The 17,666-nt window shown below is 67.8% G+C and carries 17 protein-coding genes; 3 read left to right on the top strand and 14 right to left on the bottom strand.

Annotated features, from left to right (window positions below; genetic code table 11):
• Nucleotides 1-44: 44 nt before the first annotated feature.
• Nucleotides 45-656 carry a TetR/AcrR family transcriptional regulator gene (locus tag DPM12_RS05500; RefSeq protein ID WP_158542767.1) on the bottom strand — a complete coding sequence of 204 codons (612 nt, stop codon included), beginning with the start codon at nucleotides 654-656 and terminating at the stop codon, nucleotides 45-47.
• An 83-nt stretch (nucleotides 657-739) separates the two neighbouring features.
• On the opposite strand from DPM12_RS05500, the gene DPM12_RS05495 reads away from it, so the two are divergent.
• On the top strand, nucleotides 740-1,381 hold the full coding sequence (locus DPM12_RS05495) for an NAD(P)-dependent oxidoreductase (RefSeq protein WP_112257490.1): 642 nt from the start codon (nucleotides 740-742) through the stop codon (nucleotides 1,379-1,381).
• Nucleotides 1,382-1,479: 98 nt separating this feature from the next.
• Here the strand turns inward: DPM12_RS05495 and DPM12_RS05490 are convergent, their stop codons facing one another.
• Nucleotides 1,480-2,595 (bottom strand): M24 family metallopeptidase, encoded by a 1,116-nt coding sequence (locus DPM12_RS05490; protein WP_112257489.1) that lies wholly within the window; start codon nucleotides 2,593-2,595, stop codon nucleotides 1,480-1,482.
• A 128-nt stretch (nucleotides 2,596-2,723) separates the two neighbouring features.
• Between DPM12_RS05490 and DPM12_RS05485 the strand changes: the two genes are divergently transcribed.
• Nucleotides 2,724-3,617, top strand: a complete 894-nt coding sequence (locus tag DPM12_RS05485; protein WP_112257488.1) for a 5'-3' exonuclease — start codon at nucleotides 2,724-2,726, stop codon at nucleotides 3,615-3,617.
• 222 nt (nucleotides 3,618-3,839) lie between these two features.
• Here the strand turns inward: DPM12_RS05485 and DPM12_RS05480 are convergent, their stop codons facing one another.
• The 6 genes from DPM12_RS05480 to DPM12_RS05455 all read right to left on the bottom strand — a co-directional run bounded on the left by DPM12_RS05480 (nucleotide 3,840) and on the right by DPM12_RS05455 (nucleotide 10,130).
• Complete coding sequence (locus tag DPM12_RS05480) at nucleotides 3,840-6,587, bottom strand: DEAD/DEAH box helicase (protein ID WP_112257282.1); 2,748 nt, start codon at nucleotides 6,585-6,587, stop codon at nucleotides 3,840-3,842.
• A gap of 29 nt (nucleotides 6,588-6,616) precedes the next feature.
• Entirely contained in the window at nucleotides 6,617-7,486 is an 870-nt protein-coding gene (gene tatC / locus DPM12_RS05475; RefSeq protein WP_112257281.1) for a twin-arginine translocase subunit TatC, read from the bottom strand.
• A gap of 36 nt (nucleotides 7,487-7,522) precedes the next feature.
• Nucleotides 7,523-7,825, bottom strand: coding sequence for a Sec-independent protein translocase subunit TatA (gene tatA / locus DPM12_RS05470; protein ID WP_112257280.1), 303 nt, complete (start codon nucleotides 7,823-7,825; stop codon nucleotides 7,523-7,525).
• An 80-nt stretch (nucleotides 7,826-7,905) separates the two neighbouring features.
• Nucleotides 7,906-8,139 (bottom strand): hypothetical protein, encoded by a 234-nt coding sequence (locus tag DPM12_RS05465; RefSeq protein WP_112257279.1) that lies wholly within the window; start codon nucleotides 8,137-8,139, stop codon nucleotides 7,906-7,908.
• A 12-nt stretch (nucleotides 8,140-8,151) separates the two neighbouring features.
• On the bottom strand, nucleotides 8,152-9,159 hold the full coding sequence (locus DPM12_RS05460) for a helix-turn-helix transcriptional regulator (protein WP_112257278.1): 1,008 nt from the start codon (nucleotides 9,157-9,159) through the stop codon (nucleotides 8,152-8,154).
• Nucleotides 9,156-10,130 (bottom strand): helix-turn-helix transcriptional regulator, encoded by a 975-nt coding sequence (locus DPM12_RS05455; protein WP_211658485.1) that lies wholly within the window; start codon nucleotides 10,128-10,130, stop codon nucleotides 9,156-9,158. The genes DPM12_RS05460 and DPM12_RS05455 overlap by 4 nt, the downstream gene beginning before the upstream one ends.
• Before the next feature lie 111 nt (nucleotides 10,131-10,241).
• Between DPM12_RS05455 and DPM12_RS05450 the strand changes: the two genes are divergently transcribed.
• On the top strand, nucleotides 10,242-11,330 hold the full coding sequence (locus DPM12_RS05450) for a DUF3866 family protein (RefSeq protein WP_112257486.1): 1,089 nt from the start codon (nucleotides 10,242-10,244) through the stop codon (nucleotides 11,328-11,330).
• Nucleotides 11,331-11,379: 49 nt separating this feature from the next.
• On the opposite strand, the gene DPM12_RS05445 is transcribed toward DPM12_RS05450, so the two are convergent.
• The 6 genes from DPM12_RS05445 to dop all read right to left on the bottom strand — a co-directional run bounded on the left by DPM12_RS05445 (nucleotide 11,380) and on the right by dop (nucleotide 17,519).
• Nucleotides 11,380-12,519 (bottom strand): FKBP-type peptidyl-prolyl cis-trans isomerase, encoded by a 1,140-nt coding sequence (locus tag DPM12_RS05445; protein ID WP_158542765.1) that lies wholly within the window; start codon nucleotides 12,517-12,519, stop codon nucleotides 11,380-11,382.
• 112 nt (nucleotides 12,520-12,631) lie between these two features.
• On the bottom strand, nucleotides 12,632-13,993 hold the full coding sequence (pafA, locus tag DPM12_RS05440) for a Pup--protein ligase (RefSeq protein WP_112257276.1): 1,362 nt from the start codon (nucleotides 13,991-13,993) through the stop codon (nucleotides 12,632-12,634).
• A gap of 9 nt (nucleotides 13,994-14,002) precedes the next feature.
• Nucleotides 14,003-14,779 carry a proteasome subunit alpha gene (gene prcA, locus DPM12_RS05435; RefSeq protein ID WP_112257275.1) on the bottom strand — a complete coding sequence of 259 codons (777 nt, stop codon included), beginning with the start codon at nucleotides 14,777-14,779 and terminating at the stop codon, nucleotides 14,003-14,005.
• A 33-nt stretch (nucleotides 14,780-14,812) separates the two neighbouring features.
• Entirely contained in the window at nucleotides 14,813-15,622 is an 810-nt protein-coding gene (gene prcB, locus DPM12_RS05430) for a proteasome subunit beta (RefSeq protein ID WP_112257485.1), read from the bottom strand.
• Nucleotides 15,623-15,664: 42 nt separating this feature from the next.
• Nucleotides 15,665-15,886: a ubiquitin-like protein Pup gene (locus tag DPM12_RS05425; protein WP_112257274.1), complete on the bottom strand. Its 222-nt coding sequence runs from the start codon at nucleotides 15,884-15,886 to the stop codon at nucleotides 15,665-15,667.
• Between the two features lie 121 nt (nucleotides 15,887-16,007).
• Nucleotides 16,008-17,519, bottom strand: coding sequence for a depupylase/deamidase Dop (dop, locus tag DPM12_RS05420; RefSeq protein ID WP_112257273.1), 1,512 nt, complete (start codon nucleotides 17,517-17,519; stop codon nucleotides 16,008-16,010).
• Nucleotides 17,520-17,666: the final 147 nt, after the last annotated feature.

Below are 17,666 nucleotides of genomic sequence, written 5' to 3'. Positions count from 1 at the left end.
GCAGGAAATTCTTCTGGGCATGGCGGAGGATCGTGATCCGACCGTTAGTATCGGGCCCCGTGTGCCGAGGGCAGCACCGCTCCGTGCAGAACGGCATCCACGAGCTGCGACGCGCGATCGTCGGCGTCCGCCGGTTCGGGCCGGCCGTAGAAATGACGGAAGAACGCCTGCTGCAAGCAGGCACCCATCAGCAACGACGCCAGAGCCTCGGGCTCCACGTTGGCTCGTAGGCGGCCCAGATCCTGTTCGGCATGCAGGTACTCGGACAGCGCTCGATTCACCGTTTCCGGACCGCCTCCGTGGTGTTGCGTTCCCTCGCGGTATGTCTCCAGCAGGCGACGCTCGTGAAACATGCCCACCGCCATGGGAAAGGTGCGGTCGTAGAACTCGATGGCCGTGCGGGTGACCTGTTCGAGCGTGTCCCGCACGTCGGTGGTGCCGGCTGCCGAACGTAACCGGTCGAGCACCGCGGCCAGGCCGGGTACGCGCTCGCCGAGGACGGCCATGAAGATCTCGGTCTTGTCGGAAAAATGTTTGTACAGGGCCGCTTCGGAGAAGCCAGCACGCTGGGCAATCTCCTTGGTGGTTGCCCGGGCGATACCGTCGGTGCGCATGATCTCGGCCGCCGCGTCGAGAATTCGCTCGCGTGTACTCACGCCCCGCATCCTACTTGACATGTGAGTGTTCACTAACCATTCTGGTGGGTAAGTATTTACTAACCTCCGAAAGGGTGACCACGATGAAGGTCGTCATGCTCGGCGCAACCGGTGGTACCGGCCGCCTACTCGTCGATCAGGCACTCTCCCGCGGCCACACGGTCACGGCAATCGTCCGCAATCCGGCCAAGCTGGCCGGGCTGGCCGAGCACACGAATCCCCGGTTGCACGTCCTCGAGGGCGACGTCACCGATCCGGACACCCTCTCCGGCGCCATCGGCGGGCACGACGCCGTGATATCGGCGCTCGGGCCGCCGGCCAGGGATCGGTCCACCATCTGCCGCTCCAGCACCAGCGCCGTCATCCGTGCCATGAACACGTCCGGGTTGAGCCGGCTCGTCGTCATCAGCGCCGCCGGAGCGCACACCGACGGTGACGGAATCATCACCCGCACCCTGGTCAAGCCGATCTTGCAACGGGCACTCAAACACGCCTTCGCCGACATGCTGGCCATGGAGGAGCTCGTCCAAGCCAGCTCCCTGGAGTGGACGATCATGCGCCCGGCGATGCTCACGGACAAGCCACTGACCCGGAACTATCGGATCAGCCGGAACAGCAACGTGCGACGCGGGATGGTCACGCGCCGCGCCGATCTGGCACACGCCGTCCTCGACGCCGTAGACGACCCGTCAACCATCCGCACCTCGCTGGGCGTGACATCGTAATCGCGCTGTCCGTGCACGGTGAATGCACCCCGATCGTCGCTTTCCACGGCCGTCTGACGTGTCCTCAGCGTGCACGGCGGCGCGCGCTGGCTCGCGCGTCACGCGTGCAGAACGGTCATCTCCCGGGGCCGCGTATTGAGCCGTTCCACACCCGTGTCGGTGACGGCAACGATGTCCTCGATGCGCGCCCCGTACTGGCCGGGAATGTAAAAGCCCGGCTCGATGGAAAAGGTCATGCCGGGCTCCATCGGGCTGGTGTTCCCGTCGACGAGATAAGGCGCCTCGTGGGTGTCCATCCCGATTCCGTGCCCGATGCGGTGAATGAAGTACTCACCGAGCCCGGCATCGGTCAGGACATCGCGAGCCACGGTGTCCACGGACTCCGTGCTGACGCCGGGACGTACGTGCTCCACCGCGGCCTCCTGCGCGCGCACGAGCACGTCGTAGCGTTCGGCGAAGCCGTCGGGAGGCTCCCCGATGACGTAAGTTCGCGTCTCGTCGGAGCAGTAGCCGGCCGCCGTGGTACCGCCGATGTCGATCACCACCGCATCGCCACGCTCGATCACCCGCTCCCCCGCCTCGTGGTGCGGGCTCGCGCCGTTCGGACCGGACGCGACGATGACGAAGTCGGCGCGGACGTGTCCTTCGGCGACGATCGCCTCGGCGATATCCCGGCCGACCTCGGCCTCGGTGCGGCCCGGACGCAACCATTCGGAGATGCGGGCATGCACCCGGTCGATGGCCTGGCCGGCCTCCCGCAGCGCATCGACCTCGGCGGCGTCCTTGCGCATCCGCAATTCCGACAGCACCTCTCCGGCAAGCACCTGTTCGGCGTCCGGCATGGCCGATCTAAACCGCAGGACCTTCTCGGCCCACATGTGATCGTTGAGCCCGACCCGTCGAGCCCCAGGGAGCATCGAGGCCACGAGCTCGACCGGGTCCTCCGTCTCGGGCCAGTCGCGGATCTCGAGGTCGAGCTGGCTCGCCGGCGATTCAAGCGCGGCCGGTCTCTCCAGCGCCGGCACCACGAGGCGGGTCGGGCCGTCGGCGGGCAGCACGAGACACGTCAACCGCTCCAGCGGCAGGGCATCGTACCCGGTGAGGTAGCGCAGATCGGAGCCGGGCGTGACGAGGAGAGCATCGATTCCGGCCGCACGTGCGGCAGCGCGCGTGCGGGCCAGGCGGTCGTCGAATACCGCGGGACCGAAATCCATGTGGTCGGATCCCACGTCGTCGAATCCCTGGTCGTTCCATGCGTCGATCACGAAGCCCAGCCTACGAGACCGGTCGGCGTCCGGTCAGGCGGCGGTTCGTGGCAAGCTTGGTTCTCGTGGAACGTCTGATGCTTCTCGACACCGCGTCCCTGTACTTCCGGGCGTTCTTCGGCGTGCCCTCGACCATCACCGCGCCAGACGGCACCCCCGTCAACGCGGTGCGGGGGTTGCTGGACTTCATCGCCCGCCTCGTCACCGATCGCGCTCCCGATCGTCTAGTGGCCTGCCTGGACGCCGATTGGCGGCCCGCCTTCCGGGTCGAGCTGCTGCCCAGCTACAAGGCGCATCGGATCGCGGACGAACAGACCGGAGCGGAGACGATCCCGCCCGAACTGGAAGCGCAGGTCCCGGTGATCATCGAGGTTCTTGACGCGCTCGGCATCGCGAACGTCGGAGTGCCGGGATTCGAAGCCGACGACGTGATCGGCACCCTGGCGGCACGCCACCACGGACCGGTCGACGTCGTGACCGGCGATCGAGATCTGTTCCAGCTGGTGGACGACGAGCGCGGGATACGGATCCTGTACACGGCTCGTGGTGTCGGCAAGCACCAGGTGATCGACGAGGCCGCGGTCACCGAGAAGTACGGCATTCCCGGCCGGGCATACGCCGACTTCGCCACCTTGCGCGGCGATCCCAGTGACGGGCTGCCCGGCGTGCCCGGCGTCGGCGACAAGACGGCCGCCACCCTCATCACGCGTTTCGGTGATCTGGCGAGCTTGCGCGCGGCCGCCGACGATTCGGGCTCGGAGCTCTCCCCCACCGTGCGGCGCAAGTTGCTCGATGCGCACGAGTATCTCGCCGCTGCTCCCGGTGTCGTGGCCGTCCGTGCCGACGTGCCCATCCCCGAGCTCGACGATCGGATGCCGCGCTCCCCGGCCGAGCCCGAGGCGCTGGGGAACCTCACCGAGCGCTGGGGTATCGACTCGTCGGTGAATCGCGTGCTGAACGCCCTGGCGTGATCCACGCAATCGGCGTGATCAGCTGGTCGCTGCGAGCGGCGTGGTCAGTGCGACCGGTGCGGCCGGTGCGACCGACGCGAGCGACGCGAGCGGCATGATCGGTGCGACCGATGCGACACGTTGACACGTTTCCTCGGGCCGTACCACGTCTACAGCCGTGTCATGGCCCGAGGGAACGTACCATACATGATCATTCTGTGACGTCGTGTGGAGTGTGTGGGGTCAGGTGAGCATGTCGTAGGCGACGATGCCGCGGCGCAGCGAGGCCGAGGCGTGGCGTGCGGTGTCCCGCAGGGGCGTACCGGCCGCGGCGTCACCGATCTGGTCGAGCAGGTCGAGGAGCTGCCGCACGGCACGCACGAAGTCCCCAGCCGCCAGCCCGGCCTCCTGCAGCACCGCCTCGAGCCGGTGCCCGCTCGCCCATCGCCACGCCGCGTGTGCGAAGCCGAGGTCGGGCTCGCGCAGCAGGTCCACGCCATGTGAAGATTCCAGCTCGTCGAGCTCGGTCCAGATCTGCACCATGCGGGTCAGGACCTCACGCACCTGGCCCGGAGGCATCGACGGGCGCATGGAATCGTCGGGCTGCCGGGATTCGAACGTCAACGCCGAGACGCACGCCGCGAGCTCGGCCGGGTCCAGGCCCTCCCAGACCCCGTGGCGCAGGCATTCGGCCGCGACCAGGTCGAGCTCGCCGTACAGGCGGGCCAACCGCCGCCCCGATTCGGTGGTCTCGTCGCCGTGCAGGTAGTCCAGCGATTCCAGCACCGTGCAGACCCGATCGAACTGCCGGGCGAGGATGTTGGTGCGCGAATCGATCCGCCGGGTGAGCTGTTCTGCTTCCCGGCGCAGCTTGAACCATCGTTGTGCCCAGCGGGCGTGTTCCTCGCGTTCCGGGCAGCGGTGGCACGGGTGCTGGCGCATTTCCCGCCGCAGCCGGGTGAGTTCCTCGTCGTCGATGGCCATCGAGCGCTTCTTGCGCCGTCGCGGCTTGCCAGCGTGCTGCGGCGCCTGCGCGCGCAGGTTCGCCGCCAGCTCGCGCCGCGCCGCCGGCACCTTGGGGTTGAACGATTTCGGGATCCGCATCCGGGCCACCGACTCGACGGGGTCGGGAAAGTCGGTCAGCGACAGCCGGCGGACCTGGCGGCCCTCCGTCAAGACGGTGGGCCGCGGGCCGTCGCGATGCTCGTTCCCGCCGGGCCGGCCGGGATCGAGGACGACGGCGAGCCCGGCCGACTTGCCCGCCGGTACTTGGATGACATCACCGGTGCGTAGCTTTTCCAGCGACGCGGCTGCCTCGGCACGCCGCCGGGCAGTGCCCTCGCGTTCGAGGGCCTTCTCCCGGTCCTTGATCGCCTGGCGTAGCTCGGCGTACTCCTCGAAGTCGCCCAGCTCGCAGGTCATCGCCTCCCGGTAGCCTTCCAGAGCCTCCTGGCTGCGTTTGAGCCGCTGCGCCATGCCGACGACGGCCCGGTCGGACTGGAACTGGGCGAACGACGATTCCAGGATCTCGCGTGCGGTGTCGCGGCCCACGTGGCCCACCAGGTTGACCGCCATGTTGTAGGAGGGCCGGAACGACGAGCGCAGTGGATACGTCCGGGTGGAGGCGAGGCCGGCTACGGCGGAGGGGTCGAAGCCGGGCTGCCACAGCACGACGGCGTGGCCTTCGAGGTCGATGCCCCGCCGGCCGGCCCGTCCCGTCAGCTGGGTGTACTCGCCCGGCGTGATGTCGGCGTGTGTCTCGCCGTTCCATTTGACCAGCCGTTCGAGCACCACGGTGCGCGCCGGCATGTTGATACCCAGCGCGAGCGTCTCGGTGGCAAAGACCGCCCGCAGCAGCCCGCGGACGAAGAGTTCCTCCACGACCTCCTTGAAGGTCGGCAGCATGCCCGCGTGGTGGGCGGCGATCCCACGCTGCAGGCCGTCGAGCCAGCCGTCGTAGCCCAGGACGCGCAGGTCGTCGTCGGGGATCCCGGCGACCCGTTCCTCGACGACGGCCCGGATCTCGTCGCGCTCGTCGCGCTCGGTCAGCCGCACGCCGGATGCCAGGCACTGCTCGACGGCAGCGTCGCAGCCGGCACGGCTGAACACGAACACGATCGCTGGCAACAGGTCGGCGCTGTCGAGCTTTTCCAGGACTTCGGTTCGGCGGGGCGTGTACGTGGCGCTGCCGCGGCCCCGACCGTCTCGGCCGCGGCCCCGTGGCCCGCGGCCGTTGCGGCGGTTGGGTTCCCCACGGGTGTAGCGCAGCAGGTGCGGGTTGACGCTCCGGCGGGCTTCCTGGCCGGAACCGGTCTGCGAGAACAGGTCGAGCAGCCGGGGACCGACCATCACGTGCTGCAGCAGGGGCACGGGGCGGCGTTCTTCGACGACGACGTCGGTGTCGCCGCGTACGGTGCTCAGCCATTCGCCGAACTCCTCGGCGTTGGAGACCGTGGCCGACAGCGAGACGATGGACACCGAATCGGGAAGGTTGACGATCACCTCTTCCCACACCGCGCCGCGGAAGACGTCGGCCAGGTAGTGGACCTCGTCCATCACCACGTAGCCCAGGCCCAGCAAGGTGGGCGAGGACGCGTAGATCATGTTCCGCAGGACCTCGGTGGTCATGACGACCACCGGGGCCTCACCATTGATGGTGTTGTCGCCAGTGAGCAGCCCGACCTGCTCGGAGCCGTGACGCGCGACGAGATCGTGATACTTCTGGTTGGACAGCGCCTTGATGGGTGTGGTGTAGAAGCACTTGCGCCCCTCTTCCAGGGCGAGATGCACGGCGAACTCGCCGACCACCGTCTTCCCGGAACCGGTGGGAGCGGCGACCAGGACGCCGCGGCCCTGTTCCAGAGCGCTGCATGCCTGCACCTGGAAGTCGTCGAGATCGAATCCGTAGTAGGAACGGAAGCGTTCCAGCGACGACTGGCGGTCCGCCTGCCGGCGTCGCGACGCCGCGTACCGCTCAGCGGGCGAGCTCATGCCCCCAGGCTACCCATTCATCGTCGGGTTCAGCCGTCATCCTCGTCATCGACACGGCCGATCCGGTCGAGTTCGTCGTCTGGGGTGGCCGCATCGTCGTCGAGCGCCGTGCCGTACATGCGTGCCCGGCGCCGGTCGAACACGCGGCATACCAGCACCGCCGCTTCGAACAGCAGCCACATCGGCGTTGCCAGCGAGATCAGGGTGAGTGGATCGCCGGTGGGCGTGGCAACCGCCGCGAAGACGAAAATTCCCACGATCACCCAGCGGCGCGCCGATGCCAGCGTCTCGTGCCGCAACACGCCGACCGCGTTGAGCAGGACGACGAACACGGGGAGCAAGAATCCGACACCGAAGACGAACGTCAGCCGGATGACGAAGTTCAGATAGTCCCGGAAGTGGACATAGTTGTGGACCTCCTCCGGGGTGAAGTTCAGCAAGAACTCCCACGCGCGGGGCATGACCCAGATGGCGACGGCAACCCCGGCGGCGAACATCGGCACCGACACGCCGATGGCCGTCGTCGCCCACTTCTTCTCGTTGGAGTACAGCGCGGGCGTGACGAACGCCCAAACCTGGTAGATCCAGACCGGAGCACCCAGGATCAGGCCGGTCCACAGCGCGATCATCATCGGGACGATGATCGGATCGATGGCCTGCGGGTAGGTAGCTCGCGCGTCGGCTCCGGTGCTTGCCGCGGCGTCGATCATGGGTTCCAGCAAGAACTCCATGATCTGATCGCGGAAGACGAAGCCGAGGATGCCGAACAGCACCACGGCCCCGGCCGAGACGAGCAGCCGCCAGCGCAGCTCGCGCAAGTGCTCGGCCAGGGTCATCCGGCCTTCCGGGTCGCGTTCGGGACGGGATCCCTTACCGCGACGGCCCAGGATGGTCGCCACGTCTTCTCAGCCCTGTTGTCGGTCTACGATGTCGGTCTACGCGTCGCGGCTCGAGGAGCCCGAGGACTCCGCCGTGCGCTCGGTCGACGTTTCGACCTTGGTGGGCTCGACGGCCCGGGCATCGTCGTCGGACGAGGAACCGCTGGACTGCTCATCGGTGTCGGCGACGACGGAGTCATCCCGCTTCGAGTCGTCGTCGACGAGGCCCTTCGTCTCGGCCTTGAAGATCTTCAGTGAGCGTCCCACACCCCGTGCCATCTCCGGCAGCCTCTTGGCGCCGAAGAGCAGCAAGATGACAGCCGCGACGATGACGATTTGCCATCCCTGCATACCGAACATTCGAACTCGTCTCCTTGCTGTCGGCGCCGCATGCCGACGGGTCGACGGTGCCTTATACGGGCCTGCCATCCGATGGTACGTCAGTGGTGGCCCACGTCATACCCGGGAGTGGTCACGTTTTGTGCACCACCGTCCGGCTGGTGCGAATTGTGCGGTGCCATGACACCGTCGACATCCGCGTACAGGCCATCCAGCTCGCGCACCAGAGTGGCGCCCTTGCGCAGCGTCGAGCGCGCGGCGAGGAGAACGAACAGGACCGCCGCGAGGAACAGGAGCCCGACCGCGACGAACAACCAGATTGCCAACGTCGACATAGGTCTTCGAGCCTACTGCACATCCACGCCGTAACCGGCCAGGGCGGCGCGTGCCTCGGCAGAGATCTCCGCGGCGAGGTCGGGCGGGTCGACGACGCGCCCGGTCGCCCCGAGGCGCAATGCCAGGCGCCGGACCCACGGCCGGTCCCGCACGTACAGCTGCAGCCGCACGCCGCCCCCGGAAAGCTCTTCGACGCTTTCGTGGGGATAGTAGTCGGCCACCCACCGCCCGTGCCGGGTCAGATCGAGGGTGACCAGCTCGTCTCCGGGCGAGGGCTGGAACAGGCCGGCGGACAGATCCCGGGGCCGCGCCTCGCCGGGCACGTCGGCCGTCGCGTTCAGCACGTCGATGGCCGCGACCCGGTCCAGGCGGAACAGCCGGACGGCCTCGGCGCGCCGGCACCACCCTTCCAGATACAGCCGGCCGTCCACCACGACCAGCCGCATGGGGTCGACATCGCGTTCGGTGGTCTCGTCCCGCGCCGGGACCCAGTACGACAGGTGCAGCACGCGGTTGCGTTCCAGCGCCTCGCGGACCGTGGCGGCAACCTCGGCGACGGCGTCGGCGTCGACTTCGACCTGGACGGCCGCGGCGCGCTCGGCCACTTCGCCGGCGGCGTGTTCGAGCTTGGTGATCGCCCGGTCGATGGCCTCGCGCTCGAACGTGCCCGGGACATCGCGCAGCGTGCGCAGCGCCACGATCAGCGCGACGGCTTCGTCCGTGCGCAGGCGCAACGGCCGCGCGAGGTAGTCGGCGTTGGACACGCTGACGGTGCCTTCACCCTCGACGGCCTCCATGTCGACTTCGATGTAGTCGCCCATGGCCAGCCCGGGAAGCCCGGAGAACCACAGCACGCGCAGGTCGCGGATGACCTGGCGCTCGCTCACGCCGAACAGCTGGGCAACATCGGCGACGCGCGTATACGGGTGCGATCGCAGGTAGGGCAGCATCGACAGCAGCCGCGCCACCTGCGACGAGGCGCTGTCAGGCCGTGGCTGCCGGCGGGTGGCGTTGCTCATGACGCCGCCCCCGCGACATCGCTCAGCCACGAGACCATGCGCGTGCGCAGCTCTTCCGGCTCGATCGCCACGGCGTCCACGCCGTGGGCAGCGATCTCCTCGGCAAGCCGGCCCAGCGACGAGTAGGTCACGGTGACGACATCCCACCCCGGCTCGTCGTCGGGTGTGACGTGCACGGCGTGCCGGCGCAGCGTGTGGCCCGCACCCCGGCGGACCCGGATGGTGGCCGTCGGCAGGTCGTGCGGCTCGGGTGGGCTGAACCCGATGGCGGCGGCGCGGACCTCGTCGGACGGCGGCATCTCGTAGCTGCCGGGCGGGCCGGCGGGCTCGACGTCGCCGACGATCCGGGACAGCCGGAACATGCGGGAATCGTCGCGGTCGACGTCGAAGCCGAGCACGTACCAGCGACCGTGCCAGGACAGCACGCTCCACGGCTGCACGTGCCGCCGCTCGGCCGACGCGCTGGACGGCTTCTGGTAGGAGAAGCGCACCGGCCGGCAGTCGCGTACCGCCTCCCACAGCGGCCAGAACGCCGGTTCTTCCCGGCCCACGCGCGGTTCGACGACGTCGAGCGCGCGGGTGTCGGCAGACACGCCGGCGGCCTGGAGCTTGGCCACGGCGTTGCTGGTGGCCTCGGCCAGGCCGGACTGCTGCCACATGCGCGCCGCCAGCCCGACCACGGCGGCCTCGTCCGGCTCCAACCGGATCTCGGGCAGCTCGAACTCCTGGCGGGAGATGCGATAGCCGGGCTCGTCCTCCCCGAACGGGTCGTTCGACCCCGTTTCGATGGGGATGCCGACCTCGCGCAACTCCTCCTTGTCTCGTTCGAACATGCGGTCGAACGCCTCGTCGGTCTGTCCCCCGTAGCCGCCGACGATCCGGCGGATCCGGCTTTTCGGGACATAACCGCGCGCGACCAGCAGGCAGATGACCAGATTCATCAACCGCTCGCTCTTGAGCTGCTGGGACACGCGCACCCCCTTTTGTCATGTCCGTGCCCGACTCGGCCCCGGCGGGGCCGCCGGCCGACGCCGTCCGAGTCACGCTCAACGGCGAGAGTACCTCTCTATTACGCTGTGCGGGTGATCCGGTGGCGAAACGGCGTGGTGCGAACAGCAGGTCGATCTTGGCCTGGCGCGCTCGAACTCGACGTCGAGACCGACGACGGCACGGTGCGTGCCTTGGCCTATACCGAGCTGGTCGGCGAGCCCGAGCCGGGCGACCGGGTCCTGCTCAACGTCAACGCGCTGGCTCTCGGCCTCGGCACGGGCGGCTATGCCCAGGTGGTGGCGATACCTGACCGGCTGCCGGCGGATCCGCCACCGACGCCGGGCCACCTGATGAAGGCCCGCTACACCCCCCTGCAAGCGACCGTGCTCGGCGTCGACGAGCAGAACTCGCCGTGGTACGACGAGCTGCGGGTGGCACGGGACCTCGCGGACATGCCGGTGGTGACGGCCGACCTGCACTCGGCGCTGCCCGCCGTGGTGGCCGGAGCCCGAGATCATGCCGCGGGCATCCGGGTCGCCTACGTGATGACCGACGGCGGCGCGCTGCCGCTGTGGTTCAGCCGCTCGGTGGCAGGCATGGTCGAGGCCGGCTGGCTGGCCGGCACGGTCACCGTCGGGCAGGCGTTCGGCGGCGACATCGAAGCGGTGACGCTGCACACCGGCCTGCTCGCGGCACGCCACGTGCTCGACGCCGACATCGCCGTCGTCGCGCAAGGTCCGGGCAACCTGGGCACCGGCACGGCGTGGGGCTTCTCCGGCGTGGCGTGTGGTGAGGCGGTCAACGCCGTGGCGACGCTCGGCGGGCGACCGGTGGGCTCGCTGCGCATCAGCGAGGCCGACGCCCGCCCGCGGCACCACGGCGTGTCGCACCACAGCATGACCGCCTACGGCAAGGTCGCGCTGGCGCCGGCAGACGTCGTCGTCCCCGATCTCGGCGGCGTGTTCGGCGGTCAGGTCAACGCGCAGGTGAAGCGGCTGGGTGAGCGGCACACCCTCGTGTACACGCCAGTGGACGGCCTCGACGCCGCGCTGCGCGCGGCGCCGGTGCACCTGTCGACCATGGGCCGCGGCGTCGACGAAGACACGGCATACTTCCTCACCGCCGCGGCCGCTGGCCGCTACGCGGCAACGCTGGCCGCCCAGGTACGCGGGCAGGCCTGAGGCGCGTCACCGAGCGACGCCCGGGCAGCGTCAGTACGTGCTGGCAGCGTCAGAAGGTGGCGAGCACGTCGACGATCAGCACCAGCGGAGGGGATTCCTCCTCGCCCTGAGCTGCCGCTCCGGCGTCCTCGGAGCTGATCCGGGTCAGCACCCGCGAACCCACGGTGAGATCGTCGGTGATCGCGTCCCAGCCGGGAAGCGACGCGAGACCCTGGGCCGGCACCTGCTCGGGGCCTTGCAGCTCCCAGGTGCTCTGCGTGCCCTCGCCATCCGGGTAGGGTGCCTCCATCATCTGCACGAGAACCGTCGGGCCGGCCTGGGGATTGGCAGGAGCGTCGCCGTCCTCGCCCCCGTCATCCACCGACTCGAACGAAACCTCCGGGCCGTCGCCTTCGAGGATGATGGTGGCGTCGGTCTCCTCCGGTTCCGGAGCGTCACCGAAGTCGATCTCGGGTGGGCCGGTCTCGCCGCCTTCGACCACGGGCAAGTCGTCCGGCAGATCCTGCGCGGGAGCACCCGTCGCCGCGGCGTCGGGAGCGACGTTCTCGACGATGTCCACGACGAAGACCAGCGTCTCCCCGGCCAGATCGTGTTGCGAGCTCGCCCCGCTTCCTTCCCCGCTTCCTTCCGCGCCTCCGGCCGCGCCGTCCTGGGAGCCGTCGCCGGAGCCGTCCTCAGAGCCGCCTTCCGAGCCCTCCCCGGAGCCGTTCTCGGAGCCTTCTGCGCCGTCCTGTGACTCCTCGGCTTCGCCGTAGCCCAGTTCTGGCGGGATCGAGAGCAGGACCCGCGAGCCGACCTTCTGCCCCGCGAGTCCTTGCTTCCACCCATCCACGACCGAATTGAGCGAGAAACCGGATGCTTGCTCGCGATCGTAGGAGTTGTCGAAGACGTATTCCTCGCCGTCACGCTCGTCCCACGTCTGGCCCAGATAGTTGGCGACGACGAAGTCGCTTTCGGCCACTTCGGGCCCGTCGCCTTCGACGAGGACCTCGACTTCGAGCTCGCCCGAGGGGTCGCCGTCCGGTATCTCCAAGTCCGGCTTGTCGCCGAACTCCCCGGTCACGCCGACGTCTTGGAGCGCCCCGCTCCCCTGCGTGCTGGTGTCATCCGTGCCGTCGTCGTCGCCACACGCCGCGAGTACCAGGCCGGACGCGGCGACGAGGACGGTGAAAAGCTGTCGTGTGTGCACAGTGGACAAATCCTCGAAAAGTTGGTGGACACGTCTGTCGAGCCGAGAAGCTAGCCTATCCCCGACAACGTGCCAGTACGACGGCCCGTTCCCGCCGAGGCGTGCGGATCTCCTACATGCTCTCGATCAGGCGGGACACCCGCTCGTCGTGTGCCCGGAACGGGTCCTTGCACAAGACGGTGCGCTGTGCCTGGTCGTTGAGCTTGAGATGAACCCAGTCGACCGTGAAGTCGCGCCGGCGCTCCTGGGCGCGCTTGATGAACTCGCCGCGCAGCTTGGCCCGCGTGGTCTGTGGTGGCACCGACTTCGCCTCGAACGTCTCGATGTCGCGGATGACACGGGCCACCGAGCCCCGGCGCTCCAGCATGTAGTACAAGCCGCGGTCGCGGTGGATGTCGTGGTACGCAAGATCGATCTGGGCGATACGCGGGTTGGAGAGCGTCATGCCGTGCTTGGCCCGGTACCGCTCGACCATCTGGTACTTGGTGGCCCAGTCGATCTCGCGCTCGATGAGCCCGACGTCGCCGGTGTCGACCGCCTTGAGCGTGCGTTCCCACAGGTCAAGCACGCGGCGGATCAGAGGGGTCTCGATCTCGCGGCGTTCGACGAAGTTGCGGGCCTTGGTGAAGTACTCTTCTTGAATCTCCAACGCCGACGCCTCGCGCCCGCCGGCCAGGCGTACCTTGCGCCGCCCGGTGATGTCGTGGCTGATCTCCCGGATCGCGCGGATCGGGTTCTCCAGTCCGAGGTCGCGCAGCCCCACCCCGGCCTCGATCATGCGCAGCACCAGGTCGGTGGCGCCGATCTTGAGCAGCGTGGTGCACTCGTTCATGTTGGAGTCGCCGACAATGACGTGCAGCCTGCGGTAGCGCTCGGCGTCGGCGTGGGGTTCGTCGCGGGTGTTGATGATGGGCCGGCTGCGGGTGGTGGCACTCGACACGCCCTCCCAGATGTGCTCCGCACGCTGGCTGAGCGCGAACATCGCCCCCCGCGGTGTCTGCAAGACCTTACCGGCGCCGCTGATGATTTGACGCGTGACCAGGAACGGGATGAGCACGTCGGCCAGCCGGGAGAACTCCCCGTGACGTCCGACGAGGTAGTTCTCGTGGCAGCCGTACGAGTTGCCCGCCGAGTCGGTGTTGTTCTTGAACAGGTAGACCTCACCGACGATGCCTTCCTCGGCCAGCCGGCGTTCGGCGTCGACGAGCAGGCCCTCCAGTACTCGTTCGCCCGCCTTGTCGTGCGCGACGAGATCGGTGATCGTGTCGCACTCCGGCGTCGCGTACTCGGGATGGCTGCCCACGTCGAGATACAGCCGGGCGCCGTTGGACAAGAAGACGTTGCTGCTCCTGCCCCACGTGACGACCCGGCGGAACAGGTAGCGCGCGACCTCATCGGGTGAGAGCCGACGCTGACCGCGGAACGTACACGTGACGCCGTACTCGTTCTCTAACCCGAAGATGCGTCGATCCATGAATCGACTTTAGTCGTCTGTGCTCTCGGATGCCTCGTCCGATCGGCCGGATTGTCCGGAATCGCTGGATTGGCCTGCCTGATCCGCTCCGCTCCGGCCGAGCAGCGCATCAAGCTTGGCGCCCCGAATGCGGCGGAATGTGCGCCGCTGCCGGTGGCGATCCAAGACCGCCACCTCCAGCAGGGACGTCTCCAGCTGGCGCGGCTCGCCGCCGTTGTCGCGGCTCAGCGAGTCCACGGCCAGGCGCAGCGCACCTTCCAGCGACGCCGACTGCTCGAAGCGCTCCTTCACGTAGTTGGCGACCTGTTCGGCCGGCCCTCCCATCACCGTGAAGCCCGTCTCGCCCCAGACCGAGCCGTCGTAGGTGATCCGGTAGATCTCGTCGCCCTCCTCGCCACTGCCGACCTCGGCGACCACGAGCTCGACCTCGTAGGCCTTGGGATCTTGCGTAAAGATGGTGCCGAGCGTCTGGGCGTAGATGTTGGCCAGTGCACGCCCGGAGACGTCGACCCGGTCAAAGGCGTAGCCCCGCAGGTCGGCCATGCGCACCCCGGCCTGGCGGAGATTTTCGAACTCGTTGTACTTACCGACCGCCGCGAAGGCGATGCGGTCGTAGATCTCGCTGATCTTGTGCAACGAGGGCGACGGGTTCTCGGCGACGAACAAGATACCGTCGGCGTACTGAAGGACGACGACCGAGCGCGACCTGGCGATGCCCTTGCGGGCGTAGTCCGCCCGATCCTTCATGATCTGCTCGGGCGAGACGTATCCGAACTGCATCGACAACGGTGGTGATCCTTCCGACGGGCCGGGTGGGGGTCAGTTCAACGGGGCTTGCGGGCCGTCCGGACGGCGGCTGCGCCCCGAGACGATCGTGTCGACCATCTGCGAGAGATCCTCGTCCTCGTAGCGCCGGTACCCGTCCTCGTCGACCACCGCCACGATGGGATAGATCTTGCGCAGGACATCGGGGCCACCAGTGGCCGAATCGTCCTCGGCGGCGTCGTACAGGGCCTGCAACGCCGCCATGACCGCGTCGTCAGCGGTGAAGTCTTCCCGGAACAGCTTCTTCAACGCTCCTCGCGCGAAGACCGAACCGGAGCCGACCGAGTAAAACGAGTGCTCGTCCGAGCGCGCACCCGTGGGGTCATAAGAGAAGATCTTGCCCCGCTCGCTTCCCGGGTCCATCCCCGCGAACAACGGGACCGCGACGAGTCCCTGCAGGGCGAGACCGAGGTTGGCCCGGATCATGTGGGCGAGCCGGTTCGCCTTCCCTTCCAGCGAGAGCACGGTGCCCTCGATCTTCTCGTAGTGCTCGAGCTCGAGCCGGAACAGCTGGACCAGCTCGAGCGCCAGGCCCATGGTTCCTGCGATGCCGACCGCCGAGTACTCGTCAGCCTGGAACACCTTCTCGGCGTCGTGCTGCGAGATGAGGTGGCCGGCGGTTGCCCGCCGGTCACCTGCCATCACCACGCCGCCGCGAAACGTGACGGCGACGATCGTGGTGCCGTGCGGTGCGATCTCACTGTACTCGCCGTCGGACAGCTTGCCCGCCAGCCGCCGCCCGGGAAGCAAATCGGGCGCATGCTGTCCCAGGAAGTCGGTGAACGACGATGTGCCGGGTGTCATGAATGCCGCGGGTAGGCGGCCGGCACCGGACAGGTCCACTAGTTACTCTCCACCCTTCTGAACGAACGACCTGACGAAATCTTCCGCGTTCTCCTCCAGTACCTCGTCGATCTCATCGAGCATGGAGTCGACGTCGTCCGCCAGTTTCTCCTGGCGGTCCTTCACCTCTTCGGTGGCCTCGGCTTCCTGGGCTTCCTCGGTCTCGACGTCTTCGTTGCGGCGGGGCTGCTTGCGCTGCTGCCCACCACTTGTGTCACGCGCCATCGTCAACCTCCGTTCGTGGCCTACCTATGACCCTATCCGGGATCACCCATGAGAGCCTTGTCTGGGATCGAATTGTTCCCCGCGAGGCTCTTCGCCAACAGCGAACCCAAGGTGATCACCGCTACTTGGCCGTGAGCTGCGAGACGAGCTCCGCGGCCGATTCACAGCGGTCGAGCAGAGCGCCCACATGGGCTTTGGTGCCACGCAGCGGGTCGAGTGTGGGCACCCGCTTGAGGGCATCGTGCCCGGGAAGGTCGAAGATCACGGAGTCCCACGAGGCTGCCGCGATGGAATCGGAGTACTGCGCCAGGCACCGGCCCCGGAAGTAGGCACGGGTGTCTTCGGGTGGGGCATACATCGCACGGATCACGTCGTCGTCATCGAGCAAGCGCTGCATACGAGACTTGTTGACGAGCCGGTGATACAGCCCGCGATCGGGCCGGACGTCGGAGTACTGCAAATCGATCAGATGCAGTTTCGAGCTCGACCAGTCGAGCCCGTCGCGTTCGCGGTAGGACTCCAGCAGGGCGAGCTTGGCCACCCAGTCGAGCTGGTCGGCCAGGGCCATGGGGTCGTTGGCGAGCATGGTCAGGATCGACTCCCACCGGTCGAGGATGTCGATCGTGATCGGGTCCGCGTCGGCGCCGTAGCGATCCTCCACGAACTTGCGCGCCTGCTCGGCGTACTCCGACTGCAACTGCACGGCTGTGAGCCGCCGGCCGTCGGTGAGCTCGATCATGTGCCGCAGGCTGGGATCGTGCGACACCGCGTGCATGGCGTTGACCGGACGTTCGACGGCGATATCCCAGCCGAGGAAGCCCTCCTCGATCATGGTCAGGACCAGCGCTGTGGAGCCGAGCTTGACGTAGGTGGAGATCTCGGACATGTTCGCGTCGCCGACGATCACGTGCAGCCGCCGGTACCGGTCCGGATCGGCGTGCGGCTCGTCGCGGGTGTTGATGATCGGCCGCTTCAAAGTCGTCTCCAGGCCGACCTCGACCTCGAAGTAATCGGCGCGCTGGGACAGCTGGAAGCCGTGGCGGCTGCCGTCCTGGCCGATGCCCACCCGGCCGGCACCGCACACCACGGGCCGGGAGATGAAAAACGGGACGAGGTGCCGCACGATATCGGCGAAGGGCGTCGCCCGCTCCATGAGGTAGTTCTCGTGACAGCCGTAGGAGGCGCCCTTGTTGTCGACATTGTTCTTGTACAGCTGGATCGGCGCCGCGCCCGGCAGCGAGGCCGCGAACTGTGCGGCGTCGGTCATGACATGCTCGCCGGCCTTGTCCCACAGCACCGCGTCCAGGGGGTTCGTGACCTCCGGGCAGGAGTACTCGGGATGAGCGTGGTCCACGTAGAGCCGGGCGCCATTGGTGAGGATGACGTTGGCCAGCCCGATCTCCTCGTCGGTGAGCTGGCTGGGATCGGCTGCGCTTCGCGAGAGCTCGAAACCCCGGGCATCGCGCAGCGGATTCTCCTCTTCGAAGTCCCACCGCGCTCGTCTGGCCCGGGCCCGTTGACTCGCGTAAGCGTTGACGACCTGGGAGGACGTCAACATCGAGTTTGCGGCGGGGTTACTGGGAACCGAGATCCCGTATTCGGTCTCGATACCCATGATGCGACGTGCGCTCATGCAACGAGCCTACGTGAGAGTTCCGTTTCGACGATGTCTATACGTACCCACGATTCGGAGTGAAACACAGCCGTAACCCCCTCCCCTCCCATGATCATGAAGACTATGTGACCCATATGGCCAGCTAGTGTTCATGATCACGGGAAA

This window comes from Phytoactinopolyspora halophila, assembly GCF_003287285.1.
Lineage (GTDB): Bacteria > Actinomycetota > Actinomycetes > Jiangellales > Jiangellaceae > Phytoactinopolyspora_A > Phytoactinopolyspora_A halophila.
The sequence above is the reverse complement of the archived record's forward strand: the minus strand, read 5'-3'. Positions and strand labels throughout refer to the sequence as shown.

Bases quoted from the DNA above. Each gene is read 5' to 3' on its own strand.
- DPM12_RS05495 (WP_112257490.1), top strand. From the start codon at position 740: ATGAAGGTCGTCATGCTCGGCGCAACCGGTGGTACCGGCCGCCTACTC.
- DPM12_RS05490 (WP_112257489.1), bottom strand. From the start codon at position 2,595: ATGGATTTCGGTCCCGCGGTATTCGACGACCGCCTGGCCCGCACGCGC.
- DPM12_RS05485 (WP_112257488.1), top strand. From the start codon at position 2,724: ATGCTTCTCGACACCGCGTCCCTGTACTTCCGGGCGTTCTTCGGCGTG.
- DPM12_RS05480 (WP_112257282.1), bottom strand. From the start codon at position 6,587: ATGAGCTCGCCCGCTGAGCGGTACGCGGCGTCGCGACGCCGGCAGGCG.
- tatA (WP_112257280.1), bottom strand. From the start codon at position 7,825: ATGTTCGGTATGCAGGGATGGCAAATCGTCATCGTCGCGGCTGTCATC.
- DPM12_RS05465 (WP_112257279.1), bottom strand. From the start codon at position 8,139: ATGTCGACGTTGGCAATCTGGTTGTTCGTCGCGGTCGGGCTCCTGTTC.
- DPM12_RS05460 (WP_112257278.1), bottom strand. From the start codon at position 9,159: ATGAGCAACGCCACCCGCCGGCAGCCACGGCCTGACAGCGCCTCGTCG.
- pafA (WP_112257276.1), bottom strand. From the start codon at position 13,993: ATGGATCGACGCATCTTCGGGTTAGAGAACGAGTACGGCGTCACGTGT.
- prcB (WP_112257485.1), bottom strand. From the start codon at position 15,622: ATGACACCCGGCACATCGTCGTTCACCGACTTCCTGGGACAGCATGCG.
- DPM12_RS05425 (WP_112257274.1), bottom strand. From the start codon at position 15,886: ATGGCGCGTGACACAAGTGGTGGGCAGCAGCGCAAGCAGCCCCGCCGC.
- dop (WP_112257273.1), bottom strand. From the start codon at position 17,519: ATGAGCGCACGTCGCATCATGGGTATCGAGACCGAATACGGGATCTCG.